At 73.1% G+C, this 18350-nt stretch carries 14 protein-coding genes; 7 read left to right on the forward strand and 7 right to left on the reverse strand.

Translation table 11 applies throughout. The features are described 5' to 3' along the window. The first annotated feature begins 52 nt into the window (after positions 1-52). From PV796_RS14940 to PV796_RS14950, 3 genes are all read left to right on the forward strand, one after another. Positions 53-1687, forward strand: coding sequence for an N-acyl-D-amino-acid deacylase family protein (locus PV796_RS14940; protein WP_274913619.1), 1635 nt, complete (start codon positions 53-55; stop codon positions 1685-1687). Positions 1688-1993: 306 nt separating this feature from the next. After that, positions 1994-3205, forward strand: a complete 1212-nt coding sequence (locus PV796_RS14945; RefSeq protein WP_274913620.1) for a pyridoxal phosphate-dependent aminotransferase — start codon at positions 1994-1996, stop codon at positions 3203-3205. 84 nt (positions 3206-3289) lie between these two features. Next, positions 3290-3706, forward strand: coding sequence for an SCO4983 family protein (locus PV796_RS14950; RefSeq protein WP_274913621.1), 417 nt, complete (start codon positions 3290-3292; stop codon positions 3704-3706). Between the two features lie 227 nt (positions 3707-3933). On the opposite strand, the gene PV796_RS14955 is transcribed toward PV796_RS14950, so the two are convergent. Next, entirely contained in the window at positions 3934-5751 is a 1818-nt protein-coding gene (locus tag PV796_RS14955) for a phosphoenolpyruvate carboxykinase (GTP) (protein WP_274913623.1), read from the reverse strand. Positions 5752-5988: 237 nt separating this feature from the next. On the opposite strand from PV796_RS14955, the gene trhA reads away from it, so the two are divergent. Together trhA and PV796_RS14965 are read left to right on the forward strand one after the other, a co-directional pair. Next, complete coding sequence (gene trhA, locus PV796_RS14960; protein ID WP_274913625.1) at positions 5989-6714, forward strand: PAQR family membrane homeostasis protein TrhA; 726 nt, start codon at positions 5989-5991, stop codon at positions 6712-6714. 356 nt (positions 6715-7070) lie between these two features. Beyond that, on the forward strand, positions 7071-7697 hold the full coding sequence (locus PV796_RS14965; RefSeq protein ID WP_274913627.1) for a TetR/AcrR family transcriptional regulator: 627 nt from the start codon (positions 7071-7073) through the stop codon (positions 7695-7697). 11 nt (positions 7698-7708) lie between these two features. On the opposite strand, the gene PV796_RS14970 is transcribed toward PV796_RS14965, so the two are convergent. The 4 genes from PV796_RS14970 to PV796_RS14985 all read right to left on the reverse strand — a co-directional run bounded on the left by PV796_RS14970 (position 7709) and on the right by PV796_RS14985 (position 12818). After that, a complete protein-coding gene (locus PV796_RS14970; RefSeq protein ID WP_274913628.1) occupies positions 7709-8128 on the reverse strand; it encodes a MerR family transcriptional regulator in 420 nt (139 codons plus the stop codon). Between the two features lie 31 nt (positions 8129-8159). Next, the gene (locus tag PV796_RS14975) at positions 8160-9503 is read right to left on the reverse strand and encodes an amidase (protein WP_274913629.1); all 1344 of its coding nucleotides are present in this window, start codon (positions 9501-9503) and stop codon (positions 8160-8162) included. A 153-nt stretch (positions 9504-9656) separates the two neighbouring features. Further along, positions 9657-10661 carry an MDR family NADP-dependent oxidoreductase gene (locus PV796_RS14980; protein WP_274913631.1) on the reverse strand — a complete coding sequence of 335 codons (1005 nt, stop codon included), beginning with the start codon at positions 10659-10661 and terminating at the stop codon, positions 9657-9659. 108 nt (positions 10662-10769) lie between these two features. Then, positions 10770-12818, reverse strand: coding sequence for a thioredoxin domain-containing protein (locus tag PV796_RS14985; protein ID WP_274913633.1), 2049 nt, complete (start codon positions 12816-12818; stop codon positions 10770-10772). A gap of 221 nt (positions 12819-13039) precedes the next feature. Between PV796_RS14985 and PV796_RS14990 the strand changes: the two genes are divergently transcribed. Continuing rightward, positions 13040-16321: a tetratricopeptide repeat protein gene (locus PV796_RS14990; RefSeq protein WP_274913634.1), complete on the forward strand. Its 3282-nt coding sequence runs from the start codon at positions 13040-13042 to the stop codon at positions 16319-16321. Between the two features lie 144 nt (positions 16322-16465). Here PV796_RS14990 and PV796_RS14995 read toward each other — a convergent pair whose 3' ends face one another. Beyond that, positions 16466-16714 (reverse strand): hypothetical protein, encoded by a 249-nt coding sequence (locus tag PV796_RS14995; RefSeq protein ID WP_274913635.1) that lies wholly within the window; start codon positions 16712-16714, stop codon positions 16466-16468. 4 nt (positions 16715-16718) lie between these two features. Further along, a complete protein-coding gene (gene mca, locus PV796_RS15000) occupies positions 16719-17591 on the reverse strand; it encodes a mycothiol conjugate amidase Mca (RefSeq protein WP_274913637.1) in 873 nt (290 codons plus the stop codon). Between the two features lie 130 nt (positions 17592-17721). Here mca and PV796_RS15005 point away from each other — a divergent pair, with 130 nt between their 5' ends. After that, on the forward strand, positions 17722-18138 hold the full coding sequence (locus PV796_RS15005; protein ID WP_274913638.1) for a DUF4307 domain-containing protein: 417 nt from the start codon (positions 17722-17724) through the stop codon (positions 18136-18138). Positions 18139-18350 lie beyond the last annotated feature (212 nt).

The following is an 18350-nucleotide window of genomic DNA, read 5'->3' on the forward strand; positions in this document are numbered from 1 at the left end:
CCCAACTCGCCCGCGCGGACGGCCGGGACGGTCTGACGAAAGGCGGCCCGCCATGGACACCGTGTTCCGCGACGTACGCGTCATCGACGGGTCCGGTGGCCCCTCCTACCGCGCCGACGTCGCCCTGGCCGACGGCCGGATCGCCGCCGTCCACCGCGCCGGGGCCGGCGGCCCCCGCCCGTCCGCCACCCGCACCATGGACGCCGCCGGCCTCGCCCTGGCCCCCGGCTTCATCGACATGCACGCCCACAGCGACCTGGCGCTGCTGCGCGACCCGGCGCACACCGCGAAGGCCGCCCAGGGCGTCACCCTCGAAGTCCTCGGCCAGGACGGCCTGTCCTACGCCCCCGCGGACGACCGCACACTGGCCGCGGTCCGCGCCCAGATCGCCGGCTGGAACGGCGGGGGCCCCGGCGACGACTCCCTCGCCTTCACCTGGCGCACCGTCGGCGAGTACCTCGACCGCCTCGACCACGGTTTCGGCGGCGAGGGCATCGCCGTCAACGCCGCCTACCTCATCCCCCAGGGCACGGTCCGGATGCTCGCCCTGGGCTGGGACGACCGGCCGGCCACCGACGCCGAACTGGCCCGGATGCGGCGCCTGGTGGCCGAGGGCCTGGAGCAGGGCGCGGTGGGCCTGTCCTCCGGACTCACCTACACCCCGGGCATGTACGCCTCGGACGCCGAACTGACCGAGCTGTGCCGAGTGGTGGCGCACTACGACGGCTACTACTGCCCGCACCACCGCTCCTACGGCGCCGGCGCCCTCCAGGCGTACGCGGAGATGGTCACCCTCACCCAGGAGGCCGGCTGCGCCCTGCACCTGGCGCACGCCACCATGAACTTCGGCGTCAACAAGGGCCGCGCACCCGAGCTGTTGGCCCTCCTGGACGACGCCCTGGACGCCGGCGCCGACATCACCCTGGACACCTATCCGTACACCCCCGGCTGCACCACGCTCGTGGCGATGCTGCCCAGTTGGGCCAGCGAGGGCGGCCCGGAGGCGATCCTGGCGCGGCTCGCGGACGACGCCACCGCCGAGTCGATCCGGCACGCCCTGGAGGTCGCGGGCTCGGACGGCTGCCACGGCGTCCCCATCGACTGGGACGCCATCGAGATCTCCGGCGTCACCGACCCCGCCCAGGCCGACTGGGTCGGCCGCACCGTCGCCCGCGGCGCCGCCGACCGCGGCCAGGCCCCCTGGGACGCCGTTCGCCGCCTGCTGATCGCCGACCGGCTGGGCCCGACGATCCTCCAGCACGTCGGCCACGAGGACAACGTCCGGCAGATCATGCGACACCGGGTCCACACCGGCGGCAGCGACGGCATCCTCCAGGGCGCCAAGCCGCACCCGCGGGCGTACGGGACCTTCCCCCAGTACCTCGGCCGGTACGTCCGCGAGCTGGGCGTGCTGTCCCTGGAGGAGTGCGTGGCGCACCTGACCTCCCGCCCCGCCGCCCGGCTGCGGCTGCCCGACCGCGGCCTGGTCCGCGAGGGGTACCGCGCCGACCTGGTCCTCTTCGACCCCGAGACGGTCGCCGCCGGCTCCACCTTCGACGCCCCGCGCACCCCGCCGGTCGGCATCCCGCACGTCCTGATCGACGGCCGCTTCGTCATCGAGGACGGCCACCGCACCGACACCCTGGCGGGCCGCACCGTCCGCCGCACCCCGGGCCCGCGCGGCTAGGGGGCTTCTGACGGATCTCCGTGGAGGAAGGAGCGGCGTCTGGCGCGTGCGATCGCAAGGCGCCGGGATGTCCCCATAGCGGAGCTATGGGGACATGTCGGCAACGCCGCGAGCGGGCGTGCCAGACGCCGCGACGCCGCGGAGATCCGTCAGAAGCCCCCTAGGGCGCGCGGCCCGCCGTCCGACCCGCCACGGATTCAGCACCACCCCACCCCCTCGCAATCCGTGAGCGTCAACTCACCCTCTGCTCACCACGTGGCGAAAACCACCCGGCGGGTGTCGGTACGCCCCCGTAGAGTGGCGGTCATGCAGGTGATCCAGTCAACGAAGCTCGCCAACGTCTGCTACGAAATCCGCGGCCCGGTCCTTGAGGAGGCCATGCGGCTGGAGGCGGCCGGTCACCGCATCCTCAAGCTGAACACCGGCAATCCGGCGGCGTTCGGCTTCGACTGCCCGCCCGAGATCCTGGAGGACGTCCTCCGCTCGGTGGGCACCGCACACGGCTACGGCGACGCCAAGGGCCTGCTCTCGGCCCGCCGCGCGGTGGTCCAGCACTACCAGACCAAGGGCATCGAGCTCGCCGTCGACGACGTCTATCTGGGCAACGGCGTCTCCGAGCTGATCCAGATGTCGATGCAGGCGCTGCTGGACGACGGCGACGAGGTACTGGTCCCGGCCCCGGACTACCCACTCTGGACGGCCTCGGTCTCGCTCTCCGGCGGCACCGCCGTCCACTACCGCTGCGACGAGCAGGCCGACTGGATGCCGGACCTCGCCGACATCGAGCGCAAGGTCACCGACCGCACCAAGGCCATCGTCGTCATCAACCCCAACAACCCCACCGGCGCGGTCTACGACGACGAACTGCTGCGCGGCATCGCCGAGATCGCCCGCCGGCACAACCTCATCGTCTGCGCCGACGAGATCTACGACAAGATCCTCTACGACGGCGTCACCCACACCCCGTTCGCCGCGCTCGCCCCCGACCTGCTGACGCTGACCTTCAACGGCCTCTCCAAGGCGTACCGCGTCGCCGGCTACCGCAGCGGCTGGCTGGCGGTCTGCGGCCCGAAGGCGCACGCCGCCTCCTACATCGAGGGGCTGACGATCCTGGCGAACATGCGGCTGTGCGCCAACATGCCGGCGCAGCACGCGGTCGCCACGGCGCTCGGCGGCCGACAGTCGATCAACGACCTGGTGCTCCCCGGCGGCCGGCTCCTGGAACAGCGCGACACCGCCTACGAGCTGCTGACCCGTATACCGGGCGTCAGCTGCGTCAAGCCCAAGGGCGCGCTCTACGCCTTCCCGCGGCTCGACCCGAAGGTCCACAAGATCAAGGACGACCGGGAGATGGTGCTGGACCTGCTCCGCGCCGAGAAGATCATGATCGTCCACGGCACCGGCTTCAACTGGCCCGAGCCCGACCACTTCCGCCTGGTCACGCTGCCGAACAAGGACGACCTGACCGACGCCGTCACCCGCATCGGCTCCTTCCTCGACGGCTACGGACAGTACTGACCCACAGCGACTTCTATACGGACCACAACTTTAGACAGAGTCTAAGCTAGGATGGCCTCCTGGACTTTTTCAGGAGGCCGTCCCATGTACGAACCGATCCGCACCAAGTCGGTCCACAGCATGGCCGTCGCCCAGGGGATCCCGCACCGCTCCCGCGAGGAGGAGCTGGACATCCGGCTCGCCGGGCAGCTCACCGCCCTGCTCACCGTCACCGACGAACTGCACGCGCTGACCGGGTGCCCCGCCGAGCGCGCCGCGCTGGCCTCGGCGGCCGAGCGCATCGCCGCCGAGGTCACCCGGCTGAGCGGCCAACTCCCGCTGCGGGCCGAGCCGTCCGGCGGCGACCCGGCCCGGATACCGGCCCTCCGGCAGCGCGCCCACACCCTCGCCGGCAACGCCCTGGCCGTCGCCACCTCGCGCGACGACGCCGACGCCATCGAGCTGGCCGAGGAACAACTGGCCGCCCACAACGCCGACGGCGCGGACCTCGCCAGCGCCTGAAAGCGCCAGCCCCGCACCGCAGTTCTCCCACCCGCAACGGGAGGGAACGGGCCGGAGGGGCCGGCGCCCAGGACGCTTCGCTTTACGTCCTGCACACCGGCCCCGCAGACTCGTCACCGCACCCAACAGCCCCGCGCGGCAGCCAACTCAACCCGCGCCGCAGGCGCACAACAGCAACCCCCCGCGGCGGGGCGGCCGACAACGTGCGGGGCGGCCCGGCGCGGCGCTCAGCCGAGCCTCCGCACCAACGCCCGGTACTCGTCCCACAGTTCCTTCGGTGCATGATCACCGAAGGTGTTGAGGTGCTCGGGGACCAGCGCCGCCTCCTCGCGCCAGACGCCCTTGTCGACGGTGAGCAGGAACTCCAGGTCCTTCTCGGAGAGTTCGAGGCCCTCGGTGTCCAGCGCCTCCTTGGTGGGCAGCACGCCGATCGGCGTCTCGACACCCTCGGCCGTGCCCGCCAGCCGCTCGACGATCCACTTGAGCACCCGGCTGTTCTCGCCGAAGCCCGGCCACACGAAGCGGCCCGCGTCGTCCTTGCGGAACCAGTTGACGTAGTAGATCCGCGGCAGCTTCGCCTGGTCCTTGTCGGCACCGACCTTGAGCCAATGCGCCATGTAGTCGCCCATGTTGTAGCCGCAGAACGGCAGCATGGCGAACGGGTCCCGGCGCAGCTCGCCGACCTTGCCCTCGGCCGCGGCGGTCTTCTCGGACGCCACGTTGGCGCCGAGGAAGACGCCGTGCTGCCAGCTCAGCGACTCGGTCACCAGCGGCACCGCGCTGGCCCGGCGGCCGCCGAAGAGGATCGCCGAGATCGGCACGCCCTTGGGGTCCTCCCACTCCGGCGCGATGGTCGGGCACTGGGCGGCCGGCACGGTGAACCGGGCGTTGGGGTGCGCGGCCGGAACCCCCGACTCGGGCGTCCAGTCGTTGCCCTTCCAGTCCGTCAGGTGCGCCGGGGTCTCCTCCGTCATGCCCTCCCACCACACGTCGCCGTCGTCGGTGAGGGCGACATTGGTGAAGACGGAGTTGCCCCAAAGGGTCTTCATGGCATTGGCGTTGGTGTGCTCGCCGGTGCCGGGCGCGACGCCGAAGAAGCCGGCCTCGGGGTTGATCGCGTAGAGCCGGCCGTCCTCGCCGAACCGCATCCAGGCGATGTCGTCGCCGATCGTCTCGACCGTCCACCCCGGGATCGTCGGCTCCAGCATGGCCAGGTTGGTCTTGCCGCAGGCGCTCGGGAACGCCGCGGCGACGTACTTGGCCTCGCCCTGCGGCGGGGTCAGCTTGAGGACGAGCATGTGCTCGGCCAGCCACCCCTCGTCACGGGCCATGACGGAGGCGATCCGCAGCGCGTAACACTTCTTGCCGAGCAGGGCGTTGCCGCCGTAGCCGGAGCCGTACGACCAGATCTCGCGGGCCTCGGGGAAGTGCGAGATGTACTTGGTGGAGTTGCACGGCCACGGCACGTCCTGCTCGCCCTCCGCCAGCGGGGCGCCGAGGGTGTGCACGGCCTTGACGAAGAAGCCGTCCTCGCCGAGCTCGTCGAGGACGGGCTGGCCCATCCGCGTCATGGTGCGCATCGACACCGCGACGTACGCGGAGTCGGTGATCTCCACGCCGATCGCGGAGAGCGGGGAGCCCAACGGCCCCATGCAGAACGGGACGACGTACATCGTCCGGCCCTTCATCGCGCCGCGGAAGACCCCCTTTTCACCGGTGAAGATCTCCCGCATCTCGGCGGGCGCCTTCCAGTGGTTGGTCGGGCCGGCGTCCTCCGCCTTCTCCGAGCAGATGAAGGTGCGGTCCTCGACGCGCGCCACGTCCGACGGATCGGACGCGGCGTAGTAGGAGTTGGGCCGCTTGATCGGGTCGAGCTTCTTGAACGTGCCCTTTGCGACGAGCTCTTCGCACAGCCGCTCGTACTCCGCCTCCGAGCCGTCGCACCACACGACCCGGTCGGGCTGGGTGATCGCCGCTATCTCTTCGACCCACTCGCGCAGGCCCTGGTGCCGGGTCGGGGTGGGAGCCGCGTTGTCGCGCGCCACGATCGCTCCTAGATGAGGGGTTTGATCGGCTTCCCATGCATAAAGCCAGAAAACCGCTTCTTTTGCTGTTTTGCCCCTTGGGGGCTGCGACCCGGATGCTTCGTGACCGCTCATCCGGTGCCGACCGCACTCATTTGATCATCCGACCCGGATTCGGTTCTGTCCAGGGGGCGCCGTGGTGACCGTCACCACTTCCGGACGATCTGTAACCTACGGTTGCGTAGGTAGCATTGCGCCATGACTTCCGCGCCTGACGCCGCCGAGAGCCAACCCCCTGCCGGGCCGCCCAGGACCGAGCCCGGCACGGCGGTCGCCGCCGCGGCCGCGCCGCTCAAACCGAAGCTGCGCGGCTGGCTGCACGCCGGGATGTTCCCCGCCGTCCTGCTCTCCGGCGTCCTGCTCACCGCGCTCGCCGACAGCCCCCGCGGCCGCCTCGCCTGCGCGATCTACACCCTCAGCGCCTGCCTGCTCTTCGGCGTCAGCGCGCTGTACCACCGCGGCAATTGGAGCCCGCGGATGGACGGCGTGCTGCGCCGGCTCGACCACGCCAACATCTTCCTGATCATCGCCGGCACCTATACGCCGCTGACGCTGCTGCTGGTGCCCGGCACCCGCGGACAGATACTGCTCTGGGCGGTCTGGGCGGCCGCGCTGGCGGGCATCGCCTTCCGGGTCTTCTGGGTCGGCGCCCCGCGGTGGCTCTACACCCCCTGCTACATCGCGATGGGCTGGGCGGCCGTCTTCTTCCTCCCCGACTTCCTGCGCACCGGCGGCATCGCCGTCCTCGTCCTCGTCATCGTCGGCGGGCTGCTCTACAGCGCGGGCGGCGTGATCTACGGCATCAAGCGCCCCAATCCGTCACCGCGGTGGTTCGGCTTCCATGAGGTCTTCCACTCCTTCACCCTCGCGGCCTTCGTGGTGCACTACGTCGGCATCTCGCTCGTCGCGTATTCGCACCCCTGAGGCGGGCCGGACCCGGGCGCGGGGCGTCCCGGGTCCGCCCACCGGTCTTCCGGTCATCCCCCCGCGCCACCCCGGCCGCGGCCGCGAGGCCGCGGCCACCCGCCACGCCAGGACCGCCACCCCGGCCAGCACCAGGGCCGTCACCAACGACTCACCGCCCAGCAGATAGCCGCCCACGCACAGCGCGGCGGCGAACGCGGCGCACCCATGGATCGCAGGTCGCATCGTCACGCCTCCCTCCGAACGTCACCGACAGTAATCATTCCCGCGTCACAGCGTGACACACCCCACTGACAGTCAGGGGGCTATCAATCCGCCGGGCATCGGTCCCGCGACGAGTGGGGACAATGAGGCGCATGGTCTCCGCACGCACCCCCGCCGCCGCACCGCCCCGGAAGCCGAAGCCCGGACTGCGCGAGCGGAAGAAGCTCCGGACCCGCCAGGCGATCCGCCGGGCCGCCTTCCGGCTCTTCGCCGAACGGGGCTACGACGCAACCCCCGTCGACCGGATCGCCGAGGCCGCGGAGGTCTCCCCCAGTACCGTCTTCCGCTACTTCCCCGCCAAGGAGGACATCGTCCTCACCGACGAGTACGGCGCCCTACTGGAGAACGGGATCCGCGCCCGCCCGGCCGGCGAACCGCTCATCGAGACGCTGCGGCACGTCACGGTCGGGATCATGCGCGGCATCGACGCGGCCGACCGCGGCGAACTCGTCCAGCGCATCCGGCTGATCCGCGAGGTGCCCGCCGTCCGGGGCCGCACCGCGGAGCTCATCGCCGGGCACCTCGACCTCATCAGCGCCGCCCTCGCCGAACGCACCGACCGGCCGGCGGACGACCTGGGCATCCGGGTCGTCGGCGCGGCGGCCCTGGCCGCCCTCCAAGAGGCGCTGCTGCACTGGGCCGAGGACACCCGGGCGACGAACCCGGAGGAACTGATCGACCGGTCGATGGACGTCCTGGCCCGCGGGCTCACCCTCTAAAGCGCGCACCCCTAACCGCCGGGCCGCCCGCCGGGCCGCCCGTCGGGCTCCCCAAACCGCGCGGCCAACCGCGCCCGCAACCGGGTCAACCGCGCGATATGGCCGTCCAGTTCGGCCAGCCGGCGCCGGGCCACCTCCTCCGCCGCCGCACACCGCCCGGCCCCCGGTTCAGTCCCCGGTTCGGTCCCGATCAGGTCCGGTACGCCCTCCGGTGGCAGGGTGTGCAGCAGGTGCGCGAAGGTCCGGACGTCGCCCACCGTCAGTCCCGCCTCGCGCAGTTCGCGGACCGCCCGCAGCCGGCGGACGTCCTCCGCGTCGTACTCCCGGTGGCCCGACGGCGTCCTGCGGGCCGCCACCAGTCCCTGCTGCTCGTAGTAGCGCAGCGCCCGCGGCGTCAGCCCGGCTGCCGCCGCCGCGTCCCCGATCCGCACCCGCCGTTCCCCTCCGATCTCGTACTTCCCCCTACTTCCCGGCCGTTGGGCCGCGACGCTCACCGGCCATCCCGTTCAGCGCGCGCTCGATGCCGGCCGCCCAGGACAGCAGCTCCTCGTCCGCGCCGGACCGGCCCACCAGTTGGAGCCCCAGTGGCAGCCCGTCGGCGGCCCGGCCGGCGGGCAGGCTCAGCGACGGCAGCCCGGCGTTGCTCCACGGAAGACACATGATCGAGCTGCCCGTGGTCGCCAGATCGGCGGGCGCGGGCCCGGTGGCCGCCGGCGCGATCCACAGGTCGATCCCGGCGTCCGCCCCGTCCGCCGCGAGCCGCTCCCGGAAGACGGCACGGCGCTCCCGGGCATCCTGGTAGGCGGCGTCCCCGATCGGCTGACCCTCGCGGAGAGCGGCGGCGGTCTGCTCTCGGTAGAGGGCGCCGTGACGGGCGAACCACCGGTCGTGGGCGCGCGCGACCTCGTAGCGGTTCATGGTGAAGAGCTGCTCGACGACCCCCGCGAAGTCGGCCATCACGGGCACCTCGCGCACCTCGTGGCCGGCCGCCGTCAGCGCCTCCCGTTGGGCGCGGAAGGCCCGCAGCGCCTCGTCGCCGGCCCGGTCCAGATAGGGCCCGACCGGTACGCCCAGCACCGGCGGGCGCCCCGGCCCGGCCGCGGCCCGCCACCCGTCGCAGAGCACCGGGGCGGCCAGCGCGATGCCCGCCACGTCCGTCGCGTAGCACCCGAGGGTGTCGAAACTGACCGCGTTCGGGATCACTCCGGCGAGCGGGATCCGTCCGTAGGTCGGCTTGAAACCGACCACCCCGCAGTAGGCGGCGGGCCGGATCATCGAGCCGACGGTCTGCGTCCCGATGGCCAGCGGGACCATCCCGGCGGCGACCGCGGCGGCCGAGCCGCTGCTCGAACCCCCGGGCGTGTGCGCCGTGTTGTGCGGGTTGCGGGTCGGTCCCGGGGCGGTGACCGCGAACTCCGCGGTGACGGTCTTGCCCGCGATCAGCGCGCCCGCGGCCAGCAGCCGGTCCACGACGGTCGCCTGCGGCCCGGCGAGCTCCTCGGGCGGCAGCGCCGAACCGGCCTGGGTGGGCAGCCCGTTGACGTGCACGATGTCCTTGATCCCGACCGGTACGCCGTACAGGACGGGCCTCCCGCCCGTGCCGTGCGGGGCGGTCTCGGCCAACCCCCGGGCCGCGGCCAGCAGTCGGGCGCGCCACCCCGGCTCGGGCACGAACGCCCGGACCCGCCCGTCCACGGCGTCGATCCGGTCGCAGGTGCGGCGCACCGCGTCGACGGGGTCGTCCGCACCGGACCGCAGCGCCGCGGCCTCCTGGGCGAGGGGGCGGCACCCGAGCAGGATCGTCACCCTTGCAGGCTACCTCCGGGGCGCAAACCCCCTGGAAGGGTGGCCCAGTTGGCGCACCGGCCGCACCGCACGCCCTCGGGTTGGCAGGGCCAAGGCGCCCCTACGGGCCCGCTCCCCTCCCCCGGAGGTCGGGTCCGTACCGCCGACTTCTCCCTACAACTCCACCAGTACGGCGCCCAGATGCTTCCCCGCGATCAGCTCCTGGAGGGCTCGCGGGGCCTGGGCGATGCCCTGGAGGCGGGCGTGCGGGAAGGTGAGGGTGCCCTCGCGCAACCCCTTGCCGAACAGCTCGTTCCACCGCGGGATCAGGTCCCGGTGGTCGTAGAGGGCCACGCCGCGCATCGTGATGCCCCGGGCGAGCAGCGACAGCGTGTCGATCGGGACGGCGACGGCACCCCCGTCGGCGAGTTGGCTGGAGAGCGCGCCCACCAGGGCGATCCGGGCGCCCCGGTTGGCCGCCGCGATCGCGGCCTGGAGCTGCTCGCCGCCCACGTTGTCGAAGACCGCGTCGACGCCCTCCGGGGCGGCCGCGCGCAGTTGCTCCTCGATGGGCCCGGCGCCGCGGATGACCACCGCGTCATAGCCGAACTCCTTGACCAGCCGGTCGGCCTTCTCCCGCGAGCCGGTGCTGCCGATGACCCGGGTGGCGCCGCGCACCTTGGCGAGCTGGCCGGCCAGCGAGCCGACACCGCCCGCCGCGCCGGTCACGAACACCGTGTCGCCGGGGCGCACTTCGGCGCCGACGTCGATGCCCATCAGGGCGGTGGGCCCCTGGGAGAGGTAGCCGGCCGGGTCGGGCAGCTCGGCGGCGTCGTGGCGCTGGACGTCGCCGGCGTCCAGCAGCGCGTACTCGCGCCAGCCGAAGTGGTGCTCCACCAGGTCGCCGGGCTTGAGGTCGGTCCCCGGGGCGGCGACCACCTCGCCGACTGCGGGCCCGTTGAGCGCCTCGCCGACCTGGAAGGACGGCAGCGGGACGCCGGTGACCTCGTCCATCAGGGTGCGCATCACGGCGGCGACCGCCATCAGGGTGTTGCGTACGAGCACCTGGCCCTGCGCCGGTTCCGGAACCGGGACCTCCACGAGCTCGAAGAGGTCGTCGGTGACCGGTCCCGTGGGGCGGGCGGCCAGGCGGACTTCACGATGCGTGCGGTTCGTCATGCCCGAAGGCTAGAACTTGACGCACGCGTCAAGTTCAATTCGGTCGCTGGTCCTAGGACTTGCGGCGGGGCCGGGCCGGCAATCGGGCCACGGCCCCGCCGTGCCGCCTCAGTCGCGCAGCCGCTCCGCGAGCTCCTCCGGGTCCGTCGTCGGCCGCTCGCAGGTGAAGTGCCGGCACACGTAGGCGGCCGGTGCGCCGTCGACCAGGGGGCGGGCCATCAGCAGCGGCACCTCGGCGGCCTCGTCCGCCCCGGGGGTGCCCAGTGCCACCACCGCGCCCGGGGCGGTGCCCAGCAGCGCCGCGCGGTGCAGCGCGCGGGTCGCCGGGTCGTCCGCCGGGCCGACCACCGCGACCTCGCGCGGCCCGTCCAGGGCGGCCTCGGCGACGGCCAGCCCCCAGCCGATGAAGCGCGGCGCCCGGCCGCCCAGGGCGGTGACGATGCCCAACGCGCGCTCCGCGGCGTCCCGGTGGAGCGCGCTGCCGGTCAGCGCGGCATAGGAGAGCAGCGCCCCGGCCGCGGCGCTCCACCCGGAGGGCGTGGCGTTGTCCGTCGGGTCCTGGGGGCGGCGGATCAGCCGCTCGGCGTCGGCGGCGGTGTCGTAGAGGGTGCCGTCGGCGGCGGTGAACTGGACCAGCACGGTGTCCAGGAAGAAGCCGGCGAACTCCACCCAGACGCCCTCCCCGGTGACCGCGGCCAGCGCGAGGAAGCCCTCCGCGACGTCGGCGTAGTCCTCCAGGACACCGGCGTTGCCGCCGGCCGTGCCGTCCCGGGAGGTGCGGCGCAGCCGGGCCTGCCAGTCCATGTGGACGCGGACGAGCAGGTCGGCGGCGTCGGTGGCGGCCTGGACGAGGTCGGGGCGGTCGAAGTAGGCGCCGGTCTCCGCCAGCGCGGCGATGGCCAGCCCGTTCCAGGAGGCGACGATCTTGTCGTCCCGCCCGGGGCGGGGCCGCTGGGCGCGCGCCGCCAGGAGCCGCTCGCGCACCGACGCCACCCGTTGGGCGTCCACCAGCTCACCGGTGTCGGGGAGTTGGAGGACGGAGGCGCCCTCCTCGAAGGTGCCCTCCTCGGTGACGCCGAAGTACGTGGCGGCGAACTCGGCGTCCTCCTCCCCCAAGGTGGCGCGCAGTTGCCCCGGCGTCCACACGTAGTACGCGCCCTCGGCGTGCCGCCCGGTCCCGTCGTCGCTGTCGGCGTCCAGCGCGGAGGCGAAGCCGCCCTGGTCGGTGCGGAGTTCGCGGACCATGAAGTCGGCGGTCTCCAGGGCGATCCGGCGGGCCAGGTCGGAGCCGGTGGCGCGCCAGAGGTGGGCGTAGACGCGGCACAGCAAGGCGTTGTCGTAGAGCATCTTCTCGAAGTGCGGAACGACCCATTCCCGGTCCACGGAGTAGCGGGCGAAGCCGCCGCCGAGCTGGTCGTAGATCCCGCCGCGGGCCATCGCCGCGCAGGTCGCCTCGACCATCTCCAGGGCCCCGGCGGAGCCGGTCCGGGCGTGGTGGCGGAGCAGGAACTCCAGGACCATGGCCGGCGGGAACTTGGGCGCGCCGCCGAACCCACCGTGCACCGCGTCGAATTCGCGGGTCAGCCCCATCAGGGCGGCGGCCAGCTCCTCGGGGCGCGGGGGCCGCTGCTCCCCCTCGGGCAGCGACTCGGCCAGCGACCGGCCCGCGAGGTCGGCGACGATCCGGCCGGCGACCTCGCCGACCTCGTCGCGCCGGTCGGCCCAGGCGCCCCGGACCCCTTCGAGGACCTGCCCGAAGGAGGGCATGCCGTGCCGCGGCTGGGGCGGGAAGTACGTGCCGAAGTAGAAGGGTTCGGCGTCGGGGGTGAGGAAGACGGTCATCGGCCAGCCGCCCTGGCCGGTGGCGGCCTGCACCGCCTCCATGTAGACGGCGTCGACGTCCGGGCGCTCCTCGCGGTCGACCTTGACGGCCACGAAGTGCTCGTTGAGCAGCGCGGCGAGCGCCGGGTCCTCGAAGCTCTCGTGCGCCATGACGTGGCACCAGTGGCAGGAGCTGTAGCCGACGCTGAGCAGCACCGGTACGCCGCGCCGGCGGGCCTCCTCGAACGCGTCCGAGGACCACGGCCACCAGTCCACCGGATTGTTTGCGTGCTGGAGCAAATATGGGGAAGTCTCATGAGCCAGGCGGTTCGGCATGGGGCCATCCTCTCCCAAGGGAGCCTTGGGTGCCGGGAGAGGCGGGAGTTGTCCACAGCCCTGCCGGAATCCGCCTGGAGACGGAAGACTGTGCGTACGGCGGTGATCACGCCGGGGCGGGACCGCGGCGGCGCGGGGACGCGCCGGCCGCACGGGGGATCCGCCGAGGGACTGCTGGATTGACCGCCAGGGCTCCTGGCGACTGCTGGAGGGGGACGGGCATGCCAGGCGAACTGGTCGAACTGCGCGAAGGGCACCGCAAGGAGGCCGACGCGCTGCTGGAGCGGACCGTCACGGAGGAGGTGCGCCGCTCGGGCGGCCGGCTCGACGGGCCGACGCTGCTGAGCAGGGCACGGGCGGCGCTGGGCGAACTGGCCGCCCCCGCCGCGGAGGAGTACGGCGCCTACGTCCGCGCGTTGGACGAGGCGGCGGCCGGCCGGCGGCCGCTGTCGGAGCGGCTGACGCGCAAGGAGTTGAGCACCGCGGCGGTGACGGCGGTGGTGGCCGCGGCGGCCGCGTTCGGCGCCGACCTCGCGTACGGCACGGGCAGTGGGCCGGCGCTCGGCGCGGGCGCCGCGGCCCTGGTGGGCGGCGCGGTGGCCACGGTCGTGAAGTTGACCGCCGGCCACCTCCCGGCGGCGCACCGGCAGGCCGGCATGCGGGGCCAGCCCGGCGGCCCCGAGCAGTTGCGGCTGCAGTGGTTGACGGCGCTGGAGGTGCGGGGCATCCGGCCGTTCCTGGACCAGCAGCGGATGCTGACCGCGGCGACCCGCGGCGGCTCCGCGTCCGCCGCCCGGCCGGCGGGGAAGGGCTCCCGCGGGCCGCAGTTGCGCGGTGCGGACCGCAGCGCGGCGGCCCGCCGGCGGTCGGTCCTGGAGCGGTCGTTCGCCCAACTCCCGCAGCCGGCGGGGCGGTTCGCCGGCCGCCGGACGGAGCTGGCGCAGCTCGCCCAGTGGGTGCAGGCCGGCCGGGCGAGCACGGAGACCCGGCCGATCGTGGTGGTGCTGCACGGCGAGCCCGGCTCGGGGCGGACGGCGCTGGCGGTGCGGGCGGCGCATCAGCTGCGCGACCAGTTCCGCGGCGCGTGCCTGGTGGACCTGCGCGGGGACACCCCCGGCGAGGTGCCGCTGCCCACCCGGGACGCGCTGCTGCACCTGCTCAACCGCTTGGGCGCGCCGCGCGAGCAACTGCTGTTCCGCGAGCGCCCCTCCCAGGAGCAGCACGTCCGGCGGCTCACCGAGATCTACCACCAGCACCTGGCGGACCTGCCGGTGACGGTGCTGCTGGACGACGCCTCCGACGCCGAGCAGGTCCGCGCCCTGGTGCCGGACGGCTCGGACAGCCTGGTGCTGGTCACCGCCCGTACGCCGCTCGACCTCCCCGCGGATCTGGAGGCGCATGTGCACCAGCTCCCGTTGACCGCGCTGGACTCCGTGGGCACCGAGGAGTTGCTGCGCGCGGCGGCCGCCTCCGCCGAGGAGCCGGCCGACGACGCGGGCCCGTACGACGCGCAGTCCATCGACCGGATCTCCGAGCTGTGCGGCGGGCTGCCGCTGGCGCTGCGGGTGGCCGGCTCCACGTTGGGCGGCCGCTCCCCCGCCGAGCTGGCCCGGGAGTTGGCGGCGGTCGAGGAGTCGGCCCCGGTAGCGCGGGCCCTGGCGCTGCGCTACGCCGACCAACCGCCGCAGGCCCGGCAGTTGTTGCGGCGGCTGGCCCTGGTGGGCCGGGCGAGCCTGGGGGTGGCCGCGGCGGCGGCGCTGCTGGGCCTCCCGGAGGCGGAGGCGAAGCGGCAGTTGACGGCGCTGGCCGGCGCCGGTCTGATCGAGCACGTCCGCGGCGAGCGCTATCGCCTGCACCCCCTGGTGCACCGCTTCGCGCACGCCCGGCTGGCGGACGAGGAGGAGCCGGCCGAGCGCGCCGCGGCCCAGGAGCGGCTGATCCGCGGCTACGCGGAGCTGGCCGACGCGGTGATCCGGCTGGTCGACGGCAACACCTCCACCCGCGCCGACCGCTTCGGCCCGCACGGCTTCGCGTCCCTGGACGCCGCCCTGGCCTGGCTGGACGACGAGACCAGCTTCATCACGGCCGCACTGCGCCACGCCGACCAGGAGGTCGACCAGGACACCGTCGCGCACCTGTTGGGCGCGCTGTGCGACTACTGCCTGCTGCGCGGCGACCTCTACCGCCTCGGCGAGCTGAGCGAGCTGACCCGGGCGGCCGGCCAGGGCATGCTGGTGCGCTCGGTGCAGTGGCGCACCGGCGTCGCGGCCCGCCAGCTCGGCGAGTTGGACCGGGCCCGGACGACCCTGTCGTCGGTCGTCGACCTCTACTTCGAGGCGCAGCACCCGGTCGGCGCGGCCCGCGCGCTGCGCGACCTGGGCATCACGCTCCAGCAGCAGGGCAATCTCACCGAGGCCGCGGCCAAGCTGCGGGAGGCGCTGGAGCTCCAGTCCGGCCCGGAGATGCGCGGCGACCGGGCGTGGACGCTGCACGCCCTGGCGGCCGTCGAGCGGGATCGGGCCCGGCTCGCCGAGGCGCTCGTGATGCTGCGCGAATCGGTGGAGCTCCATGAGGAGAGCGAGAGCCTGCACGGCCAGGCGTGGGCGCACTTCCAGCTCGGCCAGGTCCATCTGCGCCGGGGCGACGTCCCACAGGCGGAGGCGGCGCTGTCGTCCGCGCTGGAGCTGTACGGCCGCACCCACGACGACCGCGGCACGGCCTGGGCGATGACGCAGTTGGCCCGGGCCCGCCTGGTGGCCGGCGACCCCGGGCCCGCCGTGGACCAGCTTCGCCAGGCGCTGCCGCTGCACCGCCAGCACGAGGACGCCCGCGGCGAGGCGTGGACGATGTACTACCTGGGCCAGGCGCTGGAGGAGCGCGGCGAGCGCGACGAGGCGCTGCGGCAGTTGGAGCGCTCGCGGAATCTGTTCAGCCGGATGCACGACGGCTACGGCCTGGCCTGCGCCCGGCACCACGCGGGCCGGGTGACCCGGGACCTACGGGCCGAGCAGACCGGTTCGCTGCGCAACAGCGGCTTCGCCCGCCAGCTCCTCCAGGACGCCCGGAAGGACTTCCAGCGGATCAAGGTGGCGCACGGCGAGGCGTGGTCGGTACTGGAGCTGGTGGTCGTCGACGCCGGCAACGGCCGCGCGGCCCAGGCACTGGAGCTGGCCGCCGAGGCCGCGGAGCTCTTCGCCGGCTACGGCGACCGGCGGGGCGAGGACTGGGCGCGGTTCCTGCGGTGCACGCTGCTGCCGTTCGCGTCGCCGGGCGGCTCGGTGGTCGGCACGGCGGTGGCGCAGGAGGAGTTGGCGCAGTTGGTCCGGGAGCGGCACGACGGGCGGGACGCCAAGTTGGAGGACTGCGCGGGGACCTTCGCGCTGCTGTTGGAGCGCGGGGTGGAGCCGGAGACGGGCTGGCAGGCGTGGCGGCTCGGCATGGTGCCGGACCGGCACGCCCGGGAGGTCATGGGCGTGCCGACGGAGCCGGCGGCCGCGGGGTAGCGGGCCGGCGGGCGTCCGGCCCGCGGCACGGCTCGCCGACCGCTTGGATCGGCGAGCCGCCGGGCCGGTCGGCCGACCGCTGCCAGGCGGCCGGTTCGTCTGACCGTCACCCGGTCCTCGCGCCGGCGCCCGGCGCACGGGCCGTCAGCTCGTCTTGGGCTCCGGGGCCGCGGTGGCCTGGGCGGTGGTGCCGCCCTGACCGTCCTCGGCGGGCTCCTCGAAGTCCACCTTCCGCATGTGCTTGTTCATGGACTTCATCAGCAGCCACACGGCACCGCCGATGACCGCGAAGACGATGAAGCCGAGGACGCCGGGCGTCACCTTGTCCTTGTCGAAGCTGTCGGCAAGGGTGACGAAGTGCGTCAGGGCGAGGGTGCTGGTCGCGCTCATCATGGCCTCAATTGTTGCGGACGCCCGCGAAGAGGTCGTCCTCGGGGAGGGAAGTGTCCACGAGCGACTTCGCGAGCTCGTATTCCTCCGTCGGCCAGACCTCGCGCTGGATGTCCATCGGCACCCGGAACCACCCGCCGTCGGGGTCGATCTGGGTGGCGTGGGCGATCAGCGCCTTGTCGCGGATCTCGAAGAAGTCGGCGCACGGGACGTAGGTGGTCAGGGTCCGCTCGCGCTGCTCGAACTGCTTCCAGCGCTCCAGCCACTCGCCGTAGGGCGATTCCAGGCCGCGCGCCAGCAGCGCCTCGTGCAGCGCGAGGGTACGCGGCTTGTTGAAGCCCTGGTTGTAGTAGAGCTTCTGCGGCTGCCAGGGCTCACCGGCCTCCGGGTACTTCTCCGGGTCACCGGCCGCATCGAAGGCCACCATCGTGATCTTGTGGGTCATGATGTGGTCCGGGTGCGGGTAGCCGCCGTTCTCGTCGTAGGTCGTGATGACCTGCGGCTTGAACTTCCGGATCAGCTCCACCAGGCGCCCGGCGGCGACGTCGACGTCCTGGAGGGCGAAGCAGCCCTCGGGCAGCGGCGGCAGCGGGTCGCCCTCGGGGAGCCCGGAGTCGACGAAACCCAGCCATTCCTGCTTGACGCCCAGGATCTCCCGGGCCTCGTCCATTTCCTTCTTGCGCACCTCGTGGATGTGCTCCTCGATGTACGGGTCCCCCTGGAGTTTGGGGTTGAGGATGGAGCCTCGCTCGCCCCCTGTGCAGGTGGCGACCAGCACGTCCACCCCCTCGGACACGTACTTGGCCATGGTGGCCGCCCCCTTGCTCGACTCGTCGTCGGGGTGGGCGTGGACCGCCATCAATCGCAGCTGCTCAGTCAAGACTCGATCCTCAGTGAAGCGCCGGAGAAGATGCCTCCTATAGTGACCGAAGCGAGGGGGCGCTGTATTCCCTGGGGCGGGACCCCTGAGGGTCTGCTGGTTCCCAGGTCCCCAACCAGGAGGATGGATCATGACCGCGGTGCGCGAAGGGCTGCCGGACGGACGCTACGGGCGCTCCGCCGACCAGCGCGCCGACCGCACGCTCAAGATCGTCGGTGCGGTGCTGGGCGCGGTGCTGCTCGGCGTGGTCGGCTGGCTGGGCGCCTCCTACATCTCCGGGCAGGACCTCAGCGGCCGGATCATCACCTGGGAAGCGGTCTCCGACCACGAGGTCAAGGTCCATCTCGAAGTGGTCAAGGACAAGGACGACACCGGGGTGTGCACACTGCGTTCGCAGGCCACCGACGGTTCCGAGGTCGGCCGCAAGGACGTCGCCATCGACCAGCGCTCGGGTCAGGTCGACACCGAGGTTTCGGTGCGGACGACCAAGCGCGCGACCAACGCCGTGCTGGTCGGCTGCACGAGCACGGCGGCCGGCAAGAGCTGACCCCGGGACGCCCGGATCGGGGTCGCGCGACGGTCTCGGCGACCTCCCGGTGACACGTTCGGACGAGCCCTGTGCGCCGCCCGATCGCCTCTGATCAGCGGCGATGCATTCCTGTGCCATCACTGTGAAATTCCCCTTCCCCCTTTTGTGCCGGAATTGTTAGGCTCGTGGTTTCGCCCACCGGTGAAGGCGCAAACCTTCCAGGTAGGGCG

The organism is Streptomyces sp. WZ-12 (assembly GCF_028898845.1).
Lineage (GTDB): Bacteria > Actinomycetota > Actinomycetes > Streptomycetales > Streptomycetaceae > Streptomyces.